We start from the raw sequence: 20,938 nt of genomic DNA, 5'->3' as shown, positions 1-20,938 counted from the left end.
GGGCCGTGCCAGCTGCACTCAGCGCGCGTGATCGAGGAGCGGAGCGCGCGAGATCGACGGGGTGGGGAGTCATGCTCAGCCGGCCTCTCCGGCGGGCTCGGCCGGTGCCGCCGTCTTGCCGGTGATGCCGATCTGCTGGTCCTTCGCGCTATCCCTGGCGCTCTGGATCGCGTGCATCACCGACTCGACCGAGACCAGGCCGAGGAACTCGTCGCCCTTGCCGGTGACGACGGCGCAGCCCTGGCTGGACATCAGCATGGTGTCGAGCGCGTCGTTCAACGTCGCGAGCCTGCCCACCGTGTCGACCTGGCCGCTGCCTCTCGGCACGGTGCCGCCGTCGCGTTCCAGGTCCTTGACCTCTTCCCAACGCACCGGGCGCTTGCGGTCGTCGAGCACGAGGACCTCGGTGTTGCCGTCCTGGCGGGCGCGGCGGGCGGCGTCGGCGGCGTCCTCGCCGATGGCCACCGTGGTGGCGGGATCGAGCTCGACCTCGCTGACCTTGGTCAGGGTGAGCTGCTTGAGCGTCGACCCGTGGCCGATGAAGTCCTCGACGAAGTCGTTGGCCGGGTTCGCCAGGATGGCGTCCGGGGTGTCGAACTGGGCGATGTGGGCGCCCTCGGTGAGAATCGCGATCCGGTCGCCGAGCTTCACGGCCTCGTCGAAGTCGTGCGTGACGAAGCAGATCGTCTTCGGTACCTCTTCGTGGATCCGCAGCAGCTCGTCCTGCAGCCGCTGCCTGGTGATCGGGTCGACGGCGCCGAACGGCTCGTCCATCAACAGCACCGGGGGATCGGCGGCCAGTGCCCTGGCCACGCCGACCCGTTGCTGCTGGCCGCCGGACAGCTCGCGCGGGTACCTGTTCTTGTACTGCTCGGGGTCCAGGCCGACCAGCTCGAGCAGCTCGTCGACGCGGTCGGTGATGCGCTTCTTGTCCCACTTCAACATGCCGGGCACCAGGCCGATGTTCGCGGCGACGGTCATGTGCGGGAACAGGCCGCCGGCCTGGATGACGTAGCCGATCCTGCGGCGCAGCTGGTCGGCGTCGATGCCGGTGACGTCCTCGCCACCGATGACGATCCGGCCGCCGGTCGGCTCGATCAGCCGGTTGATCATCTTCAGCGTGGTCGTCTTGCCACACCCCGAAGGCCCGACGAACATGACGATCTCGCCGGCGTTGATGTTCACGTTGAACGAGTCCACCGCGGGCTTGGTCTGCCCCGGGTACCTCTTCGTCACGTTGTCGAGTTCGATCGACGCGCCACCGTGCAGCTCGCCCGTGGCGGTTCCCTCGGTTGCGATGGTCTCAGACACGGATACCCCTCGAGATGGTCAGGCGGCCGACGAGCAGCAGGAGCAGGTCGAGCAGCAGCGCCAGGATGACGATGAGCAAGGTGGCGGACAGGGCTTCGTTCACCGCGTTGACGCCACCGAGCCGGCTGAGGCCGGAGAAGATCAAGCCGCCGAGGCCGGGACCGCTGACGTACGCGGCGATCGCGCCGATGCCCATCACCAGCTGGGTCGACACCCGCACCCCGGCGAGGATGACCGGCCAGGCGACCGGCAGCTCCACGCGCAGCAACGTGCGTAGCTTGCCCATCCCCATGCCCTTGGCGGACTCGATGAGCGTGCTGTCCACTCCGGCGAGGCCGACGATCGCGTTACGCAGGATCGGCAGCGCGGCGTAGAACGCGAGCGCGATGACCGAGGGCCCGATGCCGAGCCCGAGCGGAGCGATCAGCAGGCCGAGTAGTGCGAAAGAAGGAATCGTCAGGCCGATCGCGGAGACCGCGTTGGCGACGCTGGAACCTGCCGGTGACTTGTAGACCAGGACGGCGACGCCAACCGCGATGACGGTCGCCCAGAACACACACTGGACCACCATCCAGACGTGTTGCCAGCCCTGGAATGTGAGTATTTCCCGGCGATCGGCCAGGAACTCCCAGAAACCCACGACGCGTTCTCCTCACCAGATCGAGCAGCTGCTCCGGCGCCGCGATTCTGACGTCGCCTGAGGTTAGTGCGTCACTCCCGTCGGTTGTGCGGACGACACGGTAGCGGAGCGACCCCGGCTGCTGGCAACCATGGTGACGTTGAGCGTCCCAGGAGATCTGGTCAGCTTTCCGCTTTAGTGCAGGTCACACTGCATTTTCGCGCGGTTGACAAGATTACACAACCGGACCTGGTACGCGGCAGTACCAGGCCCGGTGTGGTCACGTCGGGTGAGCAGCGCCTACGCGGCGTCCGCTCCTGTGGTGAGGGTGCGGCCGACCAGCGGCGGCAGGCTGCGCACGGCGTTCGCCAGGTCGCGCAGGTCGCTGCCCACCAGCGCCTGCGCCCCGTCGACGCGGGCGTCCTCGGGGTGCGGGTGGACGTCCACCATGAGCGCGTCCGCGCCCACGGCGATCCCGGCGCGCGCGAGCGGCACGATGAGCTCACGCAGCCCCGCCGCGTGCGACGGGTCGACGATCACCGGCAGGTGCGAGAGCTGTTGTGCCACCGGCACCGCGCTGATGTCGAGGGTGTTCCTCGTCGCCTTCTCGAAGGTGCGGATGCCGCGCTCGCACAGCACGATGTCGAGGTTGCCGCGCTGCGCGACGTACTCCGCGGCCATCAGCCACTCTTCGATGGTGGCGTTCAGGCCGCGCTTGAGCATCACCGGCTTGTTTGCCGCGCCCACTGCCTGCAGCAGTGCGAAGTTCTGCATGTTCCTGGTCCCGACCTGGAGCATGTCGGTGTACTCACAGACCAGCGGCACGTCGTGCGCGTCGACGACCTCGGTGACGATCGGCAGACCGGTCGCCTCCCGTGCCGACGCGAGGATCTCCAGCCCCTTCTCGCCGAGGCCCTGGAAGGCGTACGGGGAGGTGCGCGGCTTGAACGCGCCGCCGCGCAGCAGTGCCGCGCCTGCGGCTTTCGCCATCTCCGCGGCCTCGTGGGCCTGCCTGGAGTCCTCGACCGCGCACGGGCCGGCGATCAGGGTGAACTTGCCCGGCCCGATCGGCACGCCGCCGACGTGGATCGTCGAGCGTTCGGAATGGTGTTCGCGGCTCACCAGCTTGTACGGCGCCGAGATCCGGACGACGTCGGCGACGCCCGGCAGCGTGCGGAGGTCGAGCCGGTCGAAGTGGTCGACGTCACCGACCAGCCCTACGATCGTGCGCGCGACGCCGCGGCTCACGAATGCCTCGCCGCCGGCCGACCGTACGGCCTCTGCGACTCTCTCGATGTCTTCGTCGCTCGCGGTGGTGTCCATCACGACGACCATGTCGATCCTCCATAGTCTTCGCCCGTCGGGGGCTGGTCATGAAAAAAGCCTCGGGCCCGTGGGCTCCGAGGCTGCTTCGCGGTGTTGCCGGTTATCTGGGCGCAGGGCCGAACCGACGTGCCGCTCCGGCTGACTCGGAGCCCACGTCATAGAGAAAGTACCAACGGCCTAGCACGAGACGAAGCGTATCCGATCGCCGTCGCGGACGCGTCACAGCCCCCGGGTGAGCGCTCAGCGCAGGCCCTTCAGCGTGTCGATGTCTGCGGCGCAGCGGTCGGCATCTCCCGGGGTCTCGACGATGAAGGGGACGCCACGTGCCGTGGGATGGTTCAGCAGGTCGGCGAACGGCTGGGTGCCGAGTGTGCCGCCGCCGACATTCTCGTGCCGGTCGCGCAGCGAGCCCGCCGGGTCCTTGGAGTCGTTCGCATGCACCAGGCGCAGCCGCCCCTTGCCGGCCGCGTGCGTAAGTGCGCGGAGCATGGCTGCCACGCCGCCGTCAGCGGTGAGGTCGTGGCCGGCGGCGAAGACGTGGCAGGTGTCCAGGCAGACGCCCACCCGGGGGTGGTCGTCGAGCGCCGCGAGGTACTCGGTGAGGTCGTCCACCCGTGCGCACAGCGGTTCGCCGCCGCCGGCGGTCGGCTCGAGCAGCAGGTCGGGACCGTCGTCGGGCAGCTGGTCGAGCAACGGGAGCAGGCCGTCGCGGATCTGCCCGAACGCCGCGGGGCGGTGCGCCGCCGTGACGGCCGACCCGGTGTGCACGACGACGCCGCGGGCCACGATCGCGTGCGCGCGCCGCAGCGCGTGCGCGACGCATGCCACAGAACGTTCGTAGGTGACCGGGTCGGGGGAGCCCACGTTCACCAGGTACGGCGCGTGCACGAACGAGGGGATGCCCCGCTCCACGGTGCGTTCGGCGAATGCGGCGTCCTCCGCGGGCTTGCCCGCCGACGGCGCCCAGCCGCGGGGGTTGGAGAGGAACACCTGCACCGCTTCCGCGCCCACCCGTTCGGCGTACGCGAGGCCGCCGGTGGCGATGCCCTTCGTTGCCGGGACGTGGGCACCTATCGGCGTCAGCCGTGGGCGGCGTGCCACCCGACCTCCTTCGCGTGCGTAACAGTCATGCTTCGGCCGGGTCTCCGCTTGCTCACGGTGTGCGGCCACCGGTGTCGACCCTACCGACCGCCCGATCCGGGTCCCCGAAACGCCGGCTGTGACATCTGTCGTCGCCTGGCGTCCGTCGGTAGGTTTCTCGCCGAAGCGCAGCCGCCGGGACGCGGCAACGGCGCTCTTGCCGGACCTAAGAGGGGATGGCCTCGGTGAGCAAGGAAGTGTTCCGCAGCAGATTCAGTTTCGTTGCCGCGGCGATCGGTATGGCGGTGGGTACCGGCAACATCTGGCGGTTCCCCCGCGACGTCGGCGCCGGGGGCGGTGGCACCTTCATCGTCGCGTTGGTCATCGCCAACCTCGTCTGGGCAGTGCCCCTGCTGATGGCCGAGTCACTGTTGGGGTCGCGCAGCCGGTTGGGCACGATCGGCTCGTTCCGTGACTTCATGGGCAGGAAGTTCGCCTGGATGGGCGGCTTCATGGGCTTCGTGACGTTGGGCATCCTCTGCTACTACTCCGTGGTGTGCGGATGGGCGATCCGCTACCTGGTATATGCGCTGAGCGGCAGGTTCACTTCCGGCATCACTGCCGAAGAGACGCAGAGCATGTGGGACGGCTTCGTCGGCAACCCGGCGCAGACCATCCTGTTCCACGCCGTGGCCATCCTGCTCGTCGGCATCGTGGTGATCCGCGGCCTGAAGGGCGGCCTCGAGGCCGTACTCAACGTCACCGTGCCAGCGTTGTTCGTCATCCTGGTGATCCTGGCCGTGCAGGCACTGACGTTGCCAGGCGCCACCGCGGGACTGACCTACATGTTCGTCCCCGACCTGGCGGGCTTCGCCGACGGCGAGATGTGGCTCGGTGCGTTCACCCAGATGGCGTTCTCCACCGGCGCGGGCTGGGGCCTGTACCTGACCTACTCGGTCTACATGCGGCAGAAAGAGGACTTCGCGCTCAACGCCGGCGTCGTGGTCGCGGGCAACCACCTGGCGTCGCTGCTCGCGGGCATCGCAGTGATCTGCACGGTCTTCGCGCTGCAGGGGGCGGACTACGCCGAGACGGCCGTCGGTGCCGGCGACCAGGGGCTGATGTTCGTCTACCTCGCCGCGCTGTTCGGCCAGGTGCCTGGCGGCACGTGGTTCTTCGCGCCACTGTTCTTCCTGGTGCTGGTGCTCGCGGGTATCTCCAGCCTGATCGCCATGGCGGAGATGGCCGTGCGCAACGTGATGGACTTTGGTGTGCCGCGCCGGACGGCGGTCACGGCCGTCGTCATCGTGGCGTTCGCCGTCGGCATCCCGTCCGCGTTGAGCCTGGACGTCTTCACCAACCAGGACAACGTCTGGGGCGTGGGCCTGCTCATCGCCGGCCTGTTCGCGGCGATCGCCATGATGCGCTACGGCCTGGAGCGCGCGCGGGCCGAGCTGGACGCGGACAGCGACTTCCGCGTCGGCACCTGGTGGAAGGTGCTGATCGGCCTGTTCCCGGTGATGTTCGCCGTCGTGTTCGGCTGGTTCATCTACCTGTCCGTCACCGACCCCACGCAGACCTGGTACAACCCGTTCCAGACGTTCAGCCTCAGCACGTGCTCATCCAGTGGGCGATCGTCGTGGTGGTGCTGTTGCTGCTCAACAACGTGTTCTCGTCGAGGATCGGCCGTGGGCCGCTCACCGCGAGCGTCGAGGTCGAGGAGGCCTGAGAAATGGATGCGGCAACGCTTGTCTGGACGCTGATCCTCTTTGGCGGCACCATCGTGGTGGTCGCGTGGCTGATGTCGTGGGCGTGGCGCGTGGACAGGAAGAAGCGGCCGTCCGCCGATGAAGGCGCCGGGGCCGCGGACTCCGGGGCCTGACGGCGTGGGCGCGGCACCGCCTCAGCGGGCGGTGCCGCCCCGCTCGCGGGTGTAGTCCACGTCGCGGTTCTGCAGCCTGGGGGCGGCAGAGCCATGGGTGAGCTGTACCGGGGCCTGCGTCGGGACCGCCTGCTGGTCGACCGCGGGCTGGGCCCAGTGGGGCGCGAGCACCTGCTGGACCTGTTCCGGACTGAGGTACTGCACCGGGATCGGTTCGGCCGAGTGCTCGGTCTGCAACAGCGTGTGCGGCTGCTGCAGCAGGGTTTCCGCGAGGTCGGAGATCGCTGCGGCCAGCTGCTGGTCGTTCACGAGCTGTGCTGCGTCGGTGCTGGCCCGGGCCTCGTCGAAGGCGTCGGCCCCGTGCGTGGCCCGTAGCTGGTCGAGCTGGGCGTCGTCGGTCTCCGCGTGCTTGCCGTAGGCACGCTGGAAGACCTCCGGGTAGGTCGCCGGGTCGTAGCGCAGGACGCCAAGCGCCAGCGCCTCGCCCGCGGGACCGGCGCAGAGCGCGGTCGCGGTGGCCTGCGGCGGATTCTCTAGGTTGCCGAAGCCCGCCTTGCCGCTCTCGACGGCGGTGCGGTCGGGCGTGACCCACACGCCGCCGTGTTGGAGCCCCAACGCCCAGGCGGCCACGATGTGCGCACTCTCGTGGAAGGCGACGACGTACTGGTACTGCTCGTCGGTGAGCTCGGGAAACGCCTGCGGGCCCTCCGTCACGGTCATCCCATCGGTCGAGTCGGCCACTTTCGCGGGTCAGTGTAGTGACCGCGCCGCCTGCGGGGGTGGTTCAGAACACCCAGAGCTTGATGATCGAGCCGTAGCGTGCCTGCTTCTTCGGCTCCTGCTGGATCACCTTGCCACCGCCGCCCGGGACGCGGTTCGTCTCCACCTGGAAGCCGGCCGCCTGCAGCTTCCTCGTCGCCTCCTCGATCGGCATGTCGGTGACGTCGGGCACCTGCACGATCGGTGGCCCGGTGGAGACGGAGATGGTTACCGTCGACCCCTTCGGCTTCTTGGTCGCCGCCTGCGGCGACTGGGCGAACACGGTGCCCTTCTTCGCGGTCTTGTGCGCCTGGTACGTGGTGCGCACCTTCAGGCCCGCGTCGTCGAGCTTCTGCTCCGCCGTGGACTCGCCCAACCCGGTCACCTGTGGCACGGACACGGGCGGGATGCCCTTGCTGATCACCAGGTCGACCCTGGCGTCGCGCCGCAGCAGCTCGCCGGCCTTCGGGCTGACGGAGATGACCGCACCCTTGTCGACCTTCGCCGAGTACCGCCTGGTGACCTCGCCGACGGAGAGCTTCGCCGCCGTGATCGCGGCTCTCGCCCTCGTCTCCGACAGGCCCTTGAGCTTCGGCACCGCGTGCCGCTCCGGGCCGCGCGAGATCACCAGGGTGATGGTGCCGCCACGCAGTATCCGGTCGCCACTTCCAGGGTTGGTCATGGCGACCTTGCCCTTGTCGACGCGCTCGTGGTGCACGCGCTTCGTCTCGACCTCGAAGCCGGCTTCCTTCGCGTCCGCGATCGCCTCAGAAGAGCTCATGCCGGCCAGCTTCGGCGCCTCGGTCCAGCGGCCCATGCCGTACCACCAGCCGCCGACGCCGGTTGCGACGGCGAGCAGCAGGACGAGGGCGAACGCGAGCACGCCCTTGCGGCGCCGCTTCTTCCTTTCTGTGTCGGACAGCGGGGCGGGACCGTCGGTCGGCGCGGGCGCCGGCTTGCCCATGACGAGCGTCTGCCCCTCCTCGGGCGCAGGCGTAAGCGGCGCGTCGAACGGCGGTACGACGTCGTCGGGGAGGGTACGGCGGCACGCGGTGACGTCGGCGAGCAGCTCGGCCGCGTCCGCCGGGCGCTGCTCGGGGTCGCGGTGGGTGGCCCTGGCCACCAGCTCGTCCAGCTCGAGCGGGACGTCGGCGGCGGCCGAGGGGGCGGGCACGTCCTCGTGCACGTGCTTGTACGCCACGGCGAGCGGGGTGTCCGCGGTGAACGGTATCTTGCCGGCGAGCATCTCGTAGAGCACGACGCCGGCGGAGTACACGTCCGAGCGGGCGTCGGCGCGGCCGTTCTCGACCTGCTCGGGCGCGAGGTACGCGACGGTGCCGATGATGATGCCCGTGGTGTGCGGCCCACCGGTGCTGATCGCCCGGGCGAGCCCGAAGTCCGCGACCTTCACCCGGCCCTCGTCGGAGATCAGCACGTTCTCCGGCTTCACGTCGCGGTGGACGAGGCCGGCCGCGTGCGCGGCGGCGAGCGCGGACAGGATCCGCTTGAGCACCTCGAGCGCCTCCCGCGGCTGCAGCTGCCCGCGCTCCTTCAGCACGTCGCGGAGCGTACGGCCGGTCACCAGCTCCATGGCGAGGAAGACGATGCCGTCGTCCTCGCCCTGGTCGTAGACGGCGACCACGTTCGGGTGCGAGAGGCTGGCGGCGGAGTGCGCCTCCCGGATGAACCGGTTGACGAACGTCTCGTCGGTGGCGAGCTTGCCGTGCATGATCTTCACCGCGACCTTCCGGTCGAGGCGGGTGTCGTGCGCGGCGTACACCGTGGCCATGCCGCCGACGGCGAGGCGCGTCTCGATCCGGTACCGGCGGTCGAGCAGGCGACCCACCATGGGATCGGACACAGTCGTACTCACACCGCCAGATTGTAGAGATCGGGGGGCCCGTTGCTGGGGACCCGGCCCGGCGGTGCGCGGAAGGGCGGCGACTGCCTGCATTCCCGCCAGTACAGTGAGGCGTTGTGGAGCACTGTGTCGTCGTCGGCGCGGGACTGGCCGGCCTGAACACCGCCGTCGCGTTGCGTAACCAAGGGTACTCGGAGCGGATCACCCTGCTCGGGGCCGAGCCATGCCCGCCGTACGACCGGCCGCCGCTGTCCAAAGAGCTGCTGCGCGGCGAGGTCGACGACACCACGCTGCCCGCGGACTGGTCCGCCCTCGAGGTGGACTGCCGGTGGGGGGTGGCCGCGACCGGCCTGGACGAGTCCGCCGTCCGGACGGCTGTCGGGCCGGTGCCGTGCGACGGCGTGGTCGTCGCGACCGGCGCGGCGCCGGTGCGGCTGCCGGGTGACGGTCCGCAGCGGACGCTGCGGTCGATCGACGACGCGCGGCAGCTGCGCGCCGCGCTCCGGCCCGGCGCGCGGCTGGCGATCGTCGGCGCCGGCTGGATCGGCGCCGAGGTCGCGACGGAGGCGCGCCGCCTCGGCTGCCAGGTCACGGTGGTGGAGGCGGCCGACTGGCCGCTCGCCGGCGCGCTGCCGGCCGAGGTCGCCAGCAGGTGCGCGCATTGGTGGGCGGCGGCCGACGTCGACCTGCGGGTCGGCGCGAAGGTGGCGGCCGTACGTACCGGCGGGCTGGAGCTCACCGACGGGTCCGTCGTCGAGGCCGACGAGGTGCTGTGCGCCGTCGGGGTGCGCCCGAGAGTCGACTGGCTGGCCGACAGCGGGCTGGCGTTCGCCTGCGGCGGCATCGAGGTCGACGACCGGCTGGCGGCGCGCCCGGGGGTGTGCGCGGTCGGCGACGTCGCTGCCTGGCCGTCGACGCGGTACGGCAGGCGGCTGCGGGTGGAGCACTGGGACACGGCGCTGCGCGCGCCCGCGGTCGCTGCGGCGACCCTGCTCGGCGGCGCGGAGACGTACGACCCGGTGCCGTACGTCTGGTCGGAGCAGTTCGGCAGGTACACGCAGTACGTCGGCATGCACGACGACACCGACGAGCTCGTCTGGCGCGGTGACCCGGACGCCGACGCCGCGTGGGCGGCGTGCTGGCTGTCCGGCGACACGGTGCGCGCGGTGTTCACGGTGGACCGGCCGCGGGACGCGATGCAGGCGCGGAAGGTGGCCGAGCGCGGCCAGCGGGTAGACCGGCAGCTGCTCGCCGACCCCGCAGTGCCGGTCAAGCGGGCAGTGGTGGACTGAGTGGCGCTCGAGCAACCTGCCACCAACTCCCGCCGCCGTGCCCGCAGGATCGTCGAGTCCGGGCCGTTCCAGCGTGCGGTGCTGCTGGCGATCTTCGTCAACGCCGTCACGATCGGCATGCAGACGTCACCGGAGCTGAACGAGTCGTACGGCGGGTTCATCCGGGCGGTGGACGTGGTCGTGGTCGTCGCGTTCTCCATCGAGATCGCGCTCCGGCTGTACGCGTACGGGACGAGGTTCTTCCGCGACCCGTGGAACTGGTTCGACCTGGTCGTCGTGGCGGTGGCCATCGTGCCGCCGACGCACTACTTCTCCGTCGTGCGGGTGCTTCGGGTGCTCCGCCTGGCCAGGCTGGTGTCGGTGGTGCCGAGCCTGCGCCGGGTCGTCGCGGCGCTGCTGTCCGCGGTGCCGGGCATCGGGTCGATCATCGTCATGCTGATGGTCGCGCTGTACAGCGGTGCGGTGCTCGGGGTGCAGCTGTTCCGGTCGGTGGCGCCGGAGGACTTCGGCAGCCTGGACCGGTCGCTGCTCACCATGTTCGCGATCATGACGCTTGGAGAACTGGCCGGACATCGCCGAGCCGATCGTGGCGGTGCGGCCGGCGGCCTGGGTGTTCTTCGTCGGGTACATCGTGCTGACCGCGTTCATCCTGCTCAACCTGCTGATCGGCGTGATCGTCAGCGCGATGGAGATCGAGGTGAACAGGAACCGGTGGCAGGAGGACCAGGCGCTGGAGGAGCAACAGCACGAGGCCGTCATGCGGGAGCTGAAAGAGCTGCGCGCGGCGGTGCACGCGCTGCAGACGGTGCAGGCCACGGGCGGGTCCGGGGTCGGTGAGCGGGCCAAGTGACCGTGCGAGACTTGCGCCCGTGAGTACAGCATCGAGCGTCCCCGACCCGGACGACCCGACCGCCTGGTTGAGCCTGGCGGATCTCGCCGAGCACACCGGTGAACAGCCGAAGAAGATCCGCCAGCTGGTCCGTGAAGACCGGCTGGTCACCGTCAAGCGTGCGGGCACCGAGCACGTGCCCGCGGCGTTCGTCGCCGACGGGCGGCTGCTGAAGGGCCTCGGCGGCGTCACCACGCTGCTGCACGACGCCGGGTACAACCCGGATGAGAGCCTGCGGTGGCTGTTCACCGAGAACGACGTCCTGGGCGTGTCCCCGGTACAGGCGATGGCTGAGGGACGGCCCACAGAGGTGAAGCGAGTCGCTCAGACGTTGGGTTTCTGACCTCGGTATTTGCGCAGGCAGCGTCCACATTTCGGACACCGAGTCAGCGTCTTTGCTCGGTATGTGAACGTGCGTGCTGGGGCTGACGGCCGATTCTCGATAACCTCGAGAGATGGCCAACGACACAGCGACGTCAACTGACCGGACTGACCGACATCCCAAGCTCGGCGACGTGTTCGCCAGCGGCGGTAAGTCGTACTCCTTCGAGTTCTTCCCGCCGAAGACCGACAAGGGCGAGCTGAACCTGTTCCACGCGATCCGCGAGCTGGAACGGCTGCGGCCGAGCTTCGTGTCGGTCACCTACGGCGCGGGCGGTTCCAGCCGTGACCGCACCGTGTCGGTGACCGAGAAGATCGCGACCGAGACCACGTTGACGCCCCTTGCCCACCTCACCCTGGTGAACCACTCCGTCGCCGAGCTGCGGCAGGTGATCGGCCAGTACGCGAATGTCGGCGTACGGAACGTGCTCGCGCTCCGCGGTGACCCGCCGGGTGACCCGCAGGCGGAGTGGACCAAGCACCCGGAGGGCTACGCGTACGCCGCCGAGCTGGTACGGCTCGTCCGCGCGTCCGGTGACTTCTCGGTCGGCGTCGCGGCGTTCCCGGAGAAGCACCCGAGATCACCGGACATGGAGACCGACGCCAGGTTCCTCGTCGACAAGTTCGAGGCCGGCGCCGAGTTCGCCATCACGCAGATGTTCTTCCACGTCGAGGATTACCTGCGGCTGCGCGACCGGGTCGCGGCGATGGGCTGCGACAAGCCCATCGTGCCCGGCATCATGCCGGTGACGAACGTGGCGCAGATCGAGAAGTTCGCCATCCTGTCGAACGCGGTGTTCCCGCCCGACCTCGCGGCCAGGCTGCACGAGGTCGAGGACGACGCGGACGCCGTGCGCAAGATCGGTGTGGAGTACGCGTCCGACATGTGCGAGCAGCTGCTGCGCGAAGACGTGCCAGGGCTGCACTTCATCACGCTCAACAAGTCGACGGCGACCCGCGAGATCTACGACGAGCTCGGTCTGGGCTCAGGCGCCCGCTAGCCGTCGAACGCCGAACGCCCCGTGGGCGCTGCGTGGCCACACTCCGGCCGGGCAGCGCCCACGGGGCTTTCCGGTCACAGCCAGGTCAGCCAGCCGCCGTGCGGTGCGGCGAACGCGAGCGGGTGGCCGTCCAGGGCGAGCACGAACGACTCGCGGTCCGCCGGTGGCCTGCGGGGTAGCCGGGCCGCGACGGCGGGGAAGACGCCGACGCCCTCCTGGCTGATCCAGTGCGCCGGCCCGTCGGTGAGCACGTCCGTCAGCCGGTCCCTGTCGTAAGGGGACAGGTAGGCCGCCACCGCGGAGTGGTACACGACCGGCGTGGTGCCCGCGGGTACCTCGGCGAGCACCTCGGGCAGCGCGACGAACAGGTCACCGGTGACCAGGCGCGGCGGGTCGTCGGCGGCCACCTCGGCCGCGGCGTGCAGGCGCGGCACCCGTACGGCTTCCTCGCCCGGCCAGATCAGGCACTCCAGCCAGCGCAGGTCGTCGGCCGCGGACACGTCCAGCGGGTTCAGGTCGATGCCGCAGCGCCACGCGACGTCCGGCGGTGCGGTCGGCAGCGGCGGGTCGCCGGCGACGGTGCACTCGATGGTGAGCGGGCTTTCCGCCGCGCCTACCAGGCGACCGCTGTAGTCGTAGCGGTACCTGTCCGGGTACAGGCACAGCCCTGCCGAGGCGCCGATCTCGATCAGCGCGAACGGCCCGTCGAGCGCGGCGAGCGCGAGCACGGTCGCCGCGCACCTGGCCGGCTCGTTGGTCTGGGTGCGGCGCGCGCATGGTCGCCGCGACGGTCGACCAGTGCGTACGCACCTGGTGCGCGAACTCCGCGTACGTGCGCGGGGTGCCGTACAGGTACCTGACCGCGGCGAAGAGCAGGTTCGGTTGCCGCTTCTGCGGTGCCAGCTCGGCCAGCAGCTCGAGCAGCGCCGCGTCGGTGCTGACCCCGTGCGCGAGCTCGCTGTACAGCGGGGAGGCCGGCAGCGCCTCCTCGGTGGCGAAGTGCTCGTACAGCTGCGCGGTGGACCTGATCTCGGGCATCGCGCTCAGCGCTCGGACTTGCCGAAGACGGTGTACGGCGAGGCGTTGCCGGGGAACTGCACGCTGCCGGCGAGCTCGACGAACCCCAACCGGCGGTAGAAGCCGTGTGCGCTGCCGCGGTCGGGGGTGGAGAGCACCATGGTGCGTTCGGTCCGCCACTCGGACAGCTCGGTGAGCAGCGCCTGCCCGATGCCACCGCGCTGCCAGGCCGGGTGCACATGGAGCTCGGCGAGGCAGCAGGTGTCGGCCAGCCAGCGCTTGGCGCGCCGGCGACCCAGCCGGGCGCGGAGCTGCTCGTACACCGTCTCGCGCCACCACTGGCCGGGCACGCAGTGGAAGCCGTACGCGAAGCCGACCACGGGGGAGCCGGCGATGATCGCCTGCCACTGTGGCTCGTTGGCGTGTTGGGCGAACAGCATCGCCCGCCGCGTGCGGTCGTCGTTCGGGTCGTTGGCCGCACCGTAGACACGGGCCAGCTCGCCGAGCAGGTGCTCGCTCAGCTCGGCCGCCTCGATGCGATAGTGCGCCGGATTCGGTTCGTCCATCACCACCTGCGTTCGACCCGCACGCACCCATCTTTTCAGGTCGTCGGTGCCTGCTCGGCCCGCACGTCGTGCGCCTCACCGCCGGTGATGCGCAGCAGCTCGTCGTACGAGGTGGGGAAGACGGAGTGCGGGTGGCCCGCGGCCGCCCAGACCTCGTCCCACTCGGCGAGCGAGTTGTCGACCACCGTGCGGATCGGGTTGCGGTGGCCCACGGGTGCCACCCCGCCGATGGCGAAACCGGTGTGCGAGCGCACCAGCTCGGGGTCGGCGCGGCGGATCTTCGCGACCCCCAGGTGCTGCGCGAGCAGCGTGGTGTCCACGCGCCTGCCGCCGCTCGCGATGACCAGCAACGGCTCGCCGTCCGCGACGAAGACGAGCGAGTTCGCGATCTGTGCGACCTCGACACCCAGCCCCGCAGCCGCCGTCGCGGCCGTCGGCGCGCTGTCCTCCAGCATCCGTACCTCACCGGTCGCGCCCTCGGCCCGGAGGACCTCGACCACTCGTTCGACGTTGTTCTGCATGGCCGAGAGGTTATCGATCCGGTCACGGCTGTGTGGATGCCGGCGTGGATCACATCGACGACCGTTGCCCGCTGCTAAGCTGCTCAAACCTGTCACCCGGGGCCGTTGTTTTCGTGACCAGGAACCCCCGATGCCGTTCGCCGGTCGAACGTCCATGCGTGACGGGACGATGTCTGCGGAGGTACGGATGGTTCGGCGGCTGGTGGGGCCGGGTGTGTTGTTGGTGGCTACGGCCCTGTTGGCCACGGCGTGCGGCACCGCCAACTCCGCACAGAGCGACAAGACGCCGGCCGCGGCGACCAAGTCGGCGAGTGCGAAGAGCACCCCTTCGGCCAAGCCGAGCCCGACCAAGACCGAGGAGCCGTTCGACCTCGGCGACAAGAAGATCCTGCAGGGTGCCAAGGGCCCACGGGTCGAGAAGCTGCAGCGCAGGCTCGAGGAGCTGAACTACGACCCGGGCAAGGTGGACGGCCAGTACGGCGCCGCCACGCTCGTCGCCGTCTGGGCGTTCCAGAAGGTGAACGGCATCGAGCCGACCAGCACCATCGGCAGGAAGACCCGCGACGCGCTCACCGACCCGAAGGAGCCGAAGGTGCGGGTGCCGAACGGCGCGGCCGACCGGGTCGAGGTGATGCTGAAGAAGCAGCTCCTCGTCGCGTACGAGGACGACGAGATCGAGCTGATCTCCCACATCTCGAGCGGCTCCGGGGTGGAGTACTGCGAGGAGTACACAGACGAGGTCACCGGCGAGTCCGGCACGTCGTGCGGTGTGGCGGTCACGCCGACCGGCGACTACAAGGCGTCCCGCCGCATCCCCGGCTGGCGCAAGTCCAAGCTCGGCTTGCTGTACAACCCGATCTACTTCAACGGCGGCATCGCGTTCCACGGCGCGCCTTCTGTGCCGCTCTACCCGGCTTCGCACGGGTGTGTGCGCATCCCCATGCACACCGCGAACTCGTTCCCCGACATGGTCGCGCACAACGAGCGGGTATACGTACGCAACTGACGTCCTAAGCTCGGCCTCATGTCCCGTCACATGAGCCCCGAGCAGTTCCGCGAGTACGGTCACCAGGTCGTGGACTGGGTGGCCGACTACCTCGCCGGCGTCGGTACATATCCCGTCGGCGCACAGGTGAGCCCCGGTGAGGTGCGCGCGGCACTGCCCGCGCACCCGCCCGAGCACGGTGAGCCGTTCGCGGCCGTGCTCGCCGACCTGCAGCGGGTGATCCTCCCCGGCGTCACGCACTGGCAGCACCCGTCGTACTTCGCCTACTTCCCGGCGAACGCGTCCGGCCCGGCGATCCTCGGCGACCTGCTGTCGTCGGGACTGGGAGTGCAGGGCATGTTGTGGGCGACGAGCCCCGCGTGCACGGAGCTGGAGATGGTGGTCACCGACTGGCTGGCCGAGCTGCTCGGCCTGCCGGAGGCGTTCCGGCACGACTCGGCCGGCGGCGGCGTGATCGAGGACTCCGCGTCGAGCGCGAACCTGGTCGCGTTGCTCGCCGCGAGGCACCGGGCGTCGACGGCGGGTGGCGAGCACACGGTGTACGTGACGGGGGAGACGCACTCGTCGATGGAGAAGGCCGTACGCATCGCGGGTATCGGCGCGGACCAGCTACGCGTCGTCGACGTCGGTGCCGACCTCGCGATGGACCCGGCGAGCCTGCAGCGGCTGCTCACCGCGGACATCGCCGCCGGTGCGACCCCGACGATGGTGTGTGCGACCGTCGGCACCACGGGTACCGGCGCGGTCGACCCGGTGCGCAGCATCGGCGAGATCTGCGCCGCACACGGGATCTGGCTGCACGTCGACGCCGCGTACGCGGGAGTGGCCACCGTGTGCCCGGACCACAGGCACCTGATCGACGGGGTGGCCGAGTACGCCGACTCGTACTGCACCGACCCGCACAAGTGGCTGCTGACCAACTTCGACTGCACCGCGCTCTGGGTAGGTGACGAGGCGGCGTTGACCGGCGCGCTCTCGATCGTCCCCGAGTACCTCAGGAACCGTGCGACCGAGTCGGGTGCCGTCGTCGACTACCGCGACTGGCAGGTGCCGCTCGGCCGCCGCTTCCGCGCGCTGAAGCTGTGGTCGGTGATCAGGTGGTACGGCGCGGCGGGCCTGCGCGCCCACATCGAGCACGGCGTCGAGCTGGCCGGCCGGTTGGCCGCGGCCGTACGCGCCGACGAGCGGTTCGAGCTCGTCACCGAGCCGCTGCTCGGCCTGGTGTGCCTGCGGCCGCGCTGGGAGCAGCTGGTGGGCGTGCCGGACGGTGACGGCAACGAGCTCACCGAGCTGGTACTCCGCCGCCTGAACGAGTCCGGCGAGCTCTTCCTTTCGCACGCGAGCGTCGACGACCGGATGGTGCTGCGATTCTGCATCGGTTCGCCACAGACACAGTGGCCACACGTCGAGGCAGCGTGGCGAGCGATCGGCACCGCGGTGACCGAGGTCGCCACTACCCGGTCGCCAGCCTGACCGCGAACCCGGCGAGCACGGTCGCCGGCCTGACCGCGAACCTGGCGGGTGCGGCGCGGCGGTGGTCGAGGTCGCCGGGCTGACCGCGGTGCGGGCGGGTGTCATGCCTGTGGCAGCTCCCCGCTGCTCGGTCGCCAGCGTGACCGCGGTGCGGGCGGGTGTCATGCCTGTGGCAGGTCGCCGCTGCTCGGTCGCCAGCGTGACCGCGATCCTGGCGGGTGCGGCGCGGCGGTGGTCGAGGTCGCCGGCCCGACGGCGGTCCAGGCGGGTGCCATGCCTGTGGCAGCTCCCCGCTACTCGGTCGCCAGCGTGACCGCGATCCCGGCGAGCACGGCACCGCGAACCCCGGCGCGCACTGTGCGGTCGTGGTGGTCGCCGCTGCTCGGTCGCCAGCCTGACCGCGAACCCGGCGAGCACCGTGCCGGTGACCGCGTTCAGCGCGCGGCGTACCCGCGGCCGGCTCAACCACGCGCGGAGCCGGTGCAGGAACCACACGACGACGGCGAGCCACGCCAGGCTCAACCCGACGAACGTGTAGGCGAGCGCCATGCCGGCCAGTGGTCCCGCCGCGGGGTCGAGGAACTGGGGCAGCACCGACAGGTACAGCGCGAGCACCTTCGGGTTGGTGATGTTGGAGAGGAAGCCCTGCCGCCAGGCCGCGAACCGTCGCGCCGGCACCGGATGCCCGTCGGCGTCCGGGTGCGCTGTGTAGTCGCCGCGGACGGCCGAGCGCAGCGCCTGGAACGCCAGCAGGCACAGGTAGCAGACACCCGCCCACCGCACCGCCTCGAACAGCGGCTGCGAGCGAGCGATGACCGCGCCGACCCCGAACGCCGCCGCACTGGCTTGGATGAACGAGCTGCTGACGATGCCCAGGCTGCCGAAGATCCCCGCCGTGCGGCCGCCGCTGAGGGTGTTCTTCACGACGACGGCGAAGTCCGGCCCTGGCGCGACGATCACCACGACGGAGAACGCGACGAAGGTCAGGTATCCGCTCAAGCTCACGTCGCCAGCATAGGTCGGCGTACCGACAGCCTTCCTCCGAGTTAATGCAACGCTTCGTAGTTGTTGGTTCGCAGATCCGCGGTCGGCTGCGAGAATCCAGATACGTTTCGTAAGCGGATATCTGCATTCCGCAGTTTCGCCATGGAGGTGCCGCCATGACTGCCCCCAAACCTGCCCGCCGCCGGCCCGCCCTGCCGGCGCGTCGGGTGCTCACCGCACTGACCGCCGCCGCACTGCTCGTCGTCTCCGGGTTCGCCGGTCCGGCCGTCGCAGAACCGCCGGCGCCGCCGGACGCCGAGACCGCGCTCGCGCATCTCGCCGAGCTCACCGTGGCCGATCCGATGCCCGAGGACGGCTACTCCAGGGACGAGTTCCCCACTTGGTCCGAGCAAGGTGACAGCTGCGACACCAGGGAGATGGTGCTGCAGCGCGACGGGACCGACGTCCAGGTCGGCAGCGACTGCTATCCGACGTCGGGCAGCTGGTTCAGCGTCTACGACGAGACCACCACTTCGGAGCCGTCCGAGGCGACGGTGGACCACATGGTGCCGCTGAAGAACGCCTGGATCTCCGGGGCGCAGGACTGGACCATCGACGAGCGCGAGACGTTCGCCAACGACCTGGAGCACGCTCAGCTGATCATCGCGTCGCAGTCGAGCAACTCGTCCAAGGGCGACAGCGACCCGTCCGAGTGGAAGCCGGAGAACACCGACTACTGGTGCGTCTACTCGCGGAGCTGGGTGGACGTGAAGTACGTGTACGACCTCACCGTCACCGACGCCGAGAAGGGCGCGCTCGAGGAGATGCTGGCGACCTGCTGAGCGAGGCTCAGCCGAACAGCGGGTAGTGGTCGGCCGCGTCGCCGAGTGCGTCGCGGTCGGCCGCGTCCAGTCGCATCCGGCCGGTACCCTTGAGCGCGTAGGTGACGTCGTCCCAGTCGTCCGGCGCCGGCACGCCGGCGAGGCCGTCGAGGGTGTGCCGGACGAGCGAGAGCGCGCGCCGTGACGGCGGCGGGACGTCCGACAGCTCCTTTGTGAGGTCGAGGTAGTGCACCGCGGCCTCGACGGCCAGCGTGCCGATCAGGTCGGTGCTCGCGATGGTGTGCCCCTGCGTGGCCACCGGTTGCTGCGTGGCCTCCGCGGCGACCCTCGCGGTGGCCCCAGCGGTCTCCCGCCACTGCCGCACCAGCGCGGCCGGGGAGCGGTAGGCCGAGGCGGAGAGCCGGACGAAGCGCGCATGCTCCTTGGCCGCCTGCGCGGCGTCCTCGGTGTCTGGTTTGAAGTCCTGCCAGTACGTGACCAGGTCGCGGTCGGTGGACCCGCGCGCCGGGGTGGCAAGGGCGACGAGCCCGCGCTGCGCGTCCAGCAACAGGTGGAAGAGCACGTCGCGTACGCACCAGCCAGGACACCCGGTGCCGCGCATGAAGGTGTCGTCGGGGAGCTGTTCGACCACCTCGGTCACCGCGGCGTACTGCTCCTTGAGCGCTGAGGTGATCGTGGTCCGATCAGGTTGCTCCACGGCACCAGCATGCCTGACACGGGGGCGGTTACGTCGTGGGGTTGCACCCTCGGTGAGGGCGGGGTAGAGTAACTGTCATTCGAACAGGTGTTCGAGTCGACGCGAAGAAGGGACTCGCAGCTTCGCGTCGGTCGGGGCGCAGGGTCCCGCCCGAGGTGGTCCTCGACCCCCGCCTCGGGCGGGGCCCGGCAGGAACCGGGTGTGGTGTGGGGGAAGCACCCCACCCGGTTCCGCAGACCTCGACAGCAGCATGTCAAGGGGGTACGACAATGGCCGCCGGTTTCGCGGAGCCGATCGACGTGGAGAGCAGGGATGCCTGCCCGACGTCGTTCCGGTGGCGGGGCCGGGTCTATCGGGTGCAGGGCGTGCTGGCGCACTGGCTGGAGACCGGTCCGCTGTGGCAGTCGGCGTCGGTGCGCGGGCTGCTGGCCTCGGACGTGCCGGGCGTGACCGATGAGTCGTCCGCGGGTGGCCGTGAGTTCTGGCAGGTGGAGGCCGTCCGGCCGCGGCAACAGGTGCCCGGCGTCTACGAGCTGTGCTTCGACTGGAGCCACGGGCAACCGGGTAACTGGTCGCTGACCACCACCGGCGCCGCCGGTGGTGCGGCGGGCACCGAGGATCGGGGAGGTCCGGCATGACGGCGCACACCCAGGTCACCGACGACGCCATGCTCGACCGGCGCCGGCGGGCGGGCGACCGCTCGCGGGCCCGTCGGCTCGGCTTCTCCGCCCGCGGCTACCTCGAGCAGGCGCACCGGATGCTCGGCGAGGCCGCCGGCGAGACGGACACGCCGGCGCTGCGCTTCGCCACGGCGCACCTGGCGGCCCTGCGCGCCGCCGCGGCCGTGCTGGCGGTCCGAGGTCGGCCGGCGCGCCGCCGTGCCGGCAGCGCCTGGGAGGAGCTGCTGGCCGTAGCGCCCGAGCTGGACGGATGGGCGGCGGTGTTCGCGGAGAGCGCGGGCCTGCGTGCAACCGCGGAGGCAGGCTTGCCGTTCCCGCTCGACCACGGCCAGGTGGGCGCCTTCTGCCGCCTGGTGGCGGACTTCCTAGCCGACGTCGACGACCTGCTCGACCTGGACGGCCAGACCGTGCTGCCAACAGCCAGCTGACCCCGCCCGCACCGGCACCCGCCAAGGCGGACACGTCGGCGCTGCCGTTCGCCACGGTGCACCTGGCGGGGCTGCGCGGCGCTTCGGGGTGCTGGGTCGGTGTGCGGCCGCGGAGGTGGGTTTGCCGTTCCCGCTCGACCACGGTCGGCCGTCCTGCCGGCAGCCAGCTGACCCCGCCCGCACCTCTAGATGAGTGATTCCTTGAAGGGTGTGGTCGGCGCGGCTGCGGAGACGTGGGGCGGAGGGTGTTCAAGATCGATGTGTGACCAAAGAACTGAACACCCTCCTGACAGCACTGTATGTGGTGGTCGACGATCACGTGG

At 70.3% G+C, this 20,938-nt stretch carries 18 protein-coding genes and 3 pseudogenes; 10 read left to right on the top strand and 11 right to left on the bottom strand.

What is annotated here, in order from left to right; genetic code table 11:
* Positions 1-75 precede the first annotated feature (75 nt).
* The 4 genes from GEV07_23175 to GEV07_23160 form a co-directional block, all read right to left on the bottom strand.
* Positions 76-1,299, bottom strand: a complete 1,224-nt coding sequence (locus GEV07_23175; GenBank protein ID MQA05494.1) for a betaine/proline/choline family ABC transporter ATP-binding protein — start codon at positions 1,297-1,299, stop codon at positions 76-78.
* Positions 1,300-1,303: 4 nt separating this feature from the next.
* The gene (locus GEV07_23170) at positions 1,304-1,882 is read right to left on the bottom strand and encodes an ABC transporter permease subunit (GenBank protein ID MQA05493.1); all 579 of its coding nucleotides are present in this window, start codon (positions 1,880-1,882) and stop codon (positions 1,304-1,306) included.
* 348 nt (positions 1,883-2,230) lie between these two features.
* Entirely contained in the window at positions 2,231-3,265 is a 1,035-nt protein-coding gene (gene aroF, locus GEV07_23165; GenBank protein MQA05492.1) for a 3-deoxy-7-phosphoheptulonate synthase, read from the bottom strand.
* Between the two features lie 231 nt (positions 3,266-3,496).
* Positions 3,497-4,357 (bottom strand): deoxyribonuclease IV, encoded by an 861-nt coding sequence (locus GEV07_23160; GenBank protein ID MQA05491.1) that lies wholly within the window; start codon positions 4,355-4,357, stop codon positions 3,497-3,499.
* A gap of 215 nt (positions 4,358-4,572) precedes the next feature.
* On the opposite strand from GEV07_23160, the gene GEV07_23155 reads away from it, so the two are divergent.
* Complete coding sequence (locus GEV07_23155; protein ID MQA05490.1) at positions 4,573-6,099, top strand: sodium-dependent transporter; 1,527 nt, start codon at positions 4,573-4,575, stop codon at positions 6,097-6,099.
* Positions 6,100-6,239: 140 nt separating this feature from the next.
* Here GEV07_23155 and GEV07_23150 read toward each other — a convergent pair whose 3' ends face one another.
* A complete protein-coding gene (locus GEV07_23150) occupies positions 6,240-6,938 on the bottom strand; it encodes a hypothetical protein (GenBank protein MQA05489.1) in 699 nt (232 codons plus the stop codon).
* A gap of 64 nt (positions 6,939-7,002) precedes the next feature.
* The gene (gene pknB, locus GEV07_23145; GenBank protein MQA05488.1) at positions 7,003-8,931 is read right to left on the bottom strand and encodes a Stk1 family PASTA domain-containing Ser/Thr kinase; all 1,929 of its coding nucleotides are present in this window, start codon (positions 8,929-8,931) and stop codon (positions 7,003-7,005) included.
* A gap of 23 nt (positions 8,932-8,954) precedes the next feature.
* Here pknB and GEV07_23140 point away from each other — a divergent pair, with 23 nt between their 5' ends.
* The 4 genes from GEV07_23140 (at position 8,955) to metF (ending at position 12,401) form a co-directional block, all read left to right on the top strand.
* On the top strand, positions 8,955-10,130 hold the full coding sequence (locus GEV07_23140) for an NAD(P)/FAD-dependent oxidoreductase (GenBank protein MQA05487.1): 1,176 nt from the start codon (positions 8,955-8,957) through the stop codon (positions 10,128-10,130).
* A complete protein-coding gene (locus GEV07_23135) occupies positions 10,131-10,967 on the top strand; it encodes a hypothetical protein (protein MQA05486.1) in 837 nt (278 codons plus the stop codon).
* A gap of 32 nt (positions 10,968-10,999) precedes the next feature.
* Positions 11,000-11,362, top strand: a complete 363-nt coding sequence (locus GEV07_23130) for a DNA-binding protein (protein ID MQA05485.1) — start codon at positions 11,000-11,002, stop codon at positions 11,360-11,362.
* A gap of 112 nt (positions 11,363-11,474) precedes the next feature.
* On the top strand, positions 11,475-12,401 hold the full coding sequence (metF, locus tag GEV07_23125) for a methylenetetrahydrofolate reductase [NAD(P)H] (GenBank protein ID MQA05484.1): 927 nt from the start codon (positions 11,475-11,477) through the stop codon (positions 12,399-12,401).
* A 74-nt stretch (positions 12,402-12,475) separates the two neighbouring features.
* On the opposite strand, the pseudogene GEV07_23120 reads toward metF, so the two are convergent.
* From GEV07_23120 to GEV07_23110, 3 genes and pseudogenes are all read right to left on the bottom strand, one after another.
* Positions 12,476-13,439 (bottom strand): annotated as a pseudogene (locus GEV07_23120) (DUF2332 family protein).
* Positions 13,440-13,444: 5 nt separating this feature from the next.
* A complete protein-coding gene (locus tag GEV07_23115; protein MQA05483.1) occupies positions 13,445-13,984 on the bottom strand; it encodes a GNAT family N-acetyltransferase in 540 nt (179 codons plus the stop codon).
* A 35-nt stretch (positions 13,985-14,019) separates the two neighbouring features.
* Positions 14,020-14,505: a YbaK/EbsC family protein gene (locus GEV07_23110; GenBank protein MQA05482.1), complete on the bottom strand. Its 486-nt coding sequence runs from the start codon at positions 14,503-14,505 to the stop codon at positions 14,020-14,022.
* Positions 14,506-14,692: 187 nt separating this feature from the next.
* Between GEV07_23110 and GEV07_23105 the strand changes: the two genes are divergently transcribed.
* Both GEV07_23105 and GEV07_23100 read left to right on the top strand, forming a co-directional pair.
* Entirely contained in the window at positions 14,693-15,511 is an 819-nt protein-coding gene (locus GEV07_23105) for a L,D-transpeptidase family protein (GenBank protein MQA05481.1), read from the top strand.
* Between the two features lie 30 nt (positions 15,512-15,541).
* A complete protein-coding gene (locus GEV07_23100; protein MQA05480.1) occupies positions 15,542-16,984 on the top strand; it encodes an aminotransferase class V-fold PLP-dependent enzyme in 1,443 nt (480 codons plus the stop codon).
* Between the two features lie 381 nt (positions 16,985-17,365).
* Here GEV07_23100 and GEV07_23095 read toward each other — a convergent pair.
* Positions 17,366-17,989 (bottom strand): annotated as a pseudogene (locus GEV07_23095) (LysE family translocator).
* A 155-nt stretch (positions 17,990-18,144) separates the two neighbouring features.
* On the opposite strand from GEV07_23095, the gene GEV07_23090 reads away from it, so the two are divergent.
* Positions 18,145-18,810 (top strand): DUF1524 domain-containing protein, encoded by a 666-nt coding sequence (locus tag GEV07_23090; GenBank protein MQA05479.1) that lies wholly within the window; start codon positions 18,145-18,147, stop codon positions 18,808-18,810.
* Between the two features lie 7 nt (positions 18,811-18,817).
* On the opposite strand, the gene GEV07_23085 is transcribed toward GEV07_23090, so the two are convergent.
* The gene (locus tag GEV07_23085) at positions 18,818-19,507 is read right to left on the bottom strand and encodes a maleylpyruvate isomerase family mycothiol-dependent enzyme (protein MQA05478.1); all 690 of its coding nucleotides are present in this window, start codon (positions 19,505-19,507) and stop codon (positions 18,818-18,820) included.
* A gap of 269 nt (positions 19,508-19,776) precedes the next feature.
* Here GEV07_23085 and GEV07_23080 point away from each other — a divergent pair, with 269 nt between their 5' ends.
* Both GEV07_23080 and GEV07_23075 read left to right on the top strand, forming a co-directional pair.
* On the top strand, positions 19,777-20,145 hold the full coding sequence (locus GEV07_23080) for a hypothetical protein (GenBank protein MQA05477.1): 369 nt from the start codon (positions 19,777-19,779) through the stop codon (positions 20,143-20,145).
* Positions 20,146-20,246: 101 nt separating this feature from the next.
* Positions 20,247-20,615, top strand: a pseudogene (locus tag GEV07_23075) (hypothetical protein).
* Positions 20,616-20,938 lie beyond the last annotated feature (323 nt).

The sequence above is a fragment of the Streptosporangiales bacterium genome (genome assembly GCA_009379825.1).
In the GTDB taxonomy this organism is placed as follows: domain Bacteria; phylum Actinomycetota; class Actinomycetes; order Streptosporangiales; family WHST01; genus WHST01.
The sequence above is the reverse complement of the archived record's forward strand: the minus strand, read 5'-3'. Positions and strand labels throughout refer to the sequence as shown.

What these genes read in the sequence shown, in the direction of transcription:
- GEV07_23110 (MQA05482.1), bottom strand. Translation starts at nt 14,505, where the DNA reads ATGCAGAACAACGTCGAACGAGTGGTCGAGGTCCTCCGGGCCGAGGGC.
- metF (MQA05484.1), top strand. Translation starts at nt 11,475, where the DNA reads ATGGCCAACGACACAGCGACGTCAACTGACCGGACTGACCGACATCCC.
- GEV07_23105 (MQA05481.1), top strand. Translation starts at nt 14,693, where the DNA reads ATGGTTCGGCGGCTGGTGGGGCCGGGTGTGTTGTTGGTGGCTACGGCC.
- GEV07_23170 (MQA05493.1), bottom strand. Translation starts at nt 1,882, where the DNA reads ATGGTGGTCCAGTGTGTGTTCTGGGCGACCGTCATCGCGGTTGGCGTC.
- GEV07_23090 (MQA05479.1), top strand. Translation starts at nt 18,145, where the DNA reads ATGACTGCCCCCAAACCTGCCCGCCGCCGGCCCGCCCTGCCGGCGCGT.
- aroF (MQA05492.1), bottom strand. Translation starts at nt 3,265, where the DNA reads ATGGTCGTCGTGATGGACACCACCGCGAGCGACGAAGACATCGAGAGA.
- GEV07_23150 (MQA05489.1), bottom strand. Translation starts at nt 6,938, where the DNA reads ATGACCGTGACGGAGGGCCCGCAGGCGTTTCCCGAGCTCACCGACGAG.
- pknB (MQA05488.1), bottom strand. Translation starts at nt 8,931, where the DNA reads ATGCAGGCAGTCGCCGCCCTTCCGCGCACCGCCGGGCCGGGTCCCCAG.
- GEV07_23115 (MQA05483.1), bottom strand. Translation starts at nt 13,984, where the DNA reads ATGGACGAACCGAATCCGGCGCACTATCGCATCGAGGCGGCCGAGCTG.
- GEV07_23100 (MQA05480.1), top strand. Translation starts at nt 15,542, where the DNA reads ATGAGCCCCGAGCAGTTCCGCGAGTACGGTCACCAGGTCGTGGACTGG.
- GEV07_23155 (MQA05490.1), top strand. Translation starts at nt 4,573, where the DNA reads ATGGCCTCGGTGAGCAAGGAAGTGTTCCGCAGCAGATTCAGTTTCGTT.
- GEV07_23080 (MQA05477.1), top strand. Translation starts at nt 19,777, where the DNA reads ATGGCCGCCGGTTTCGCGGAGCCGATCGACGTGGAGAGCAGGGATGCC.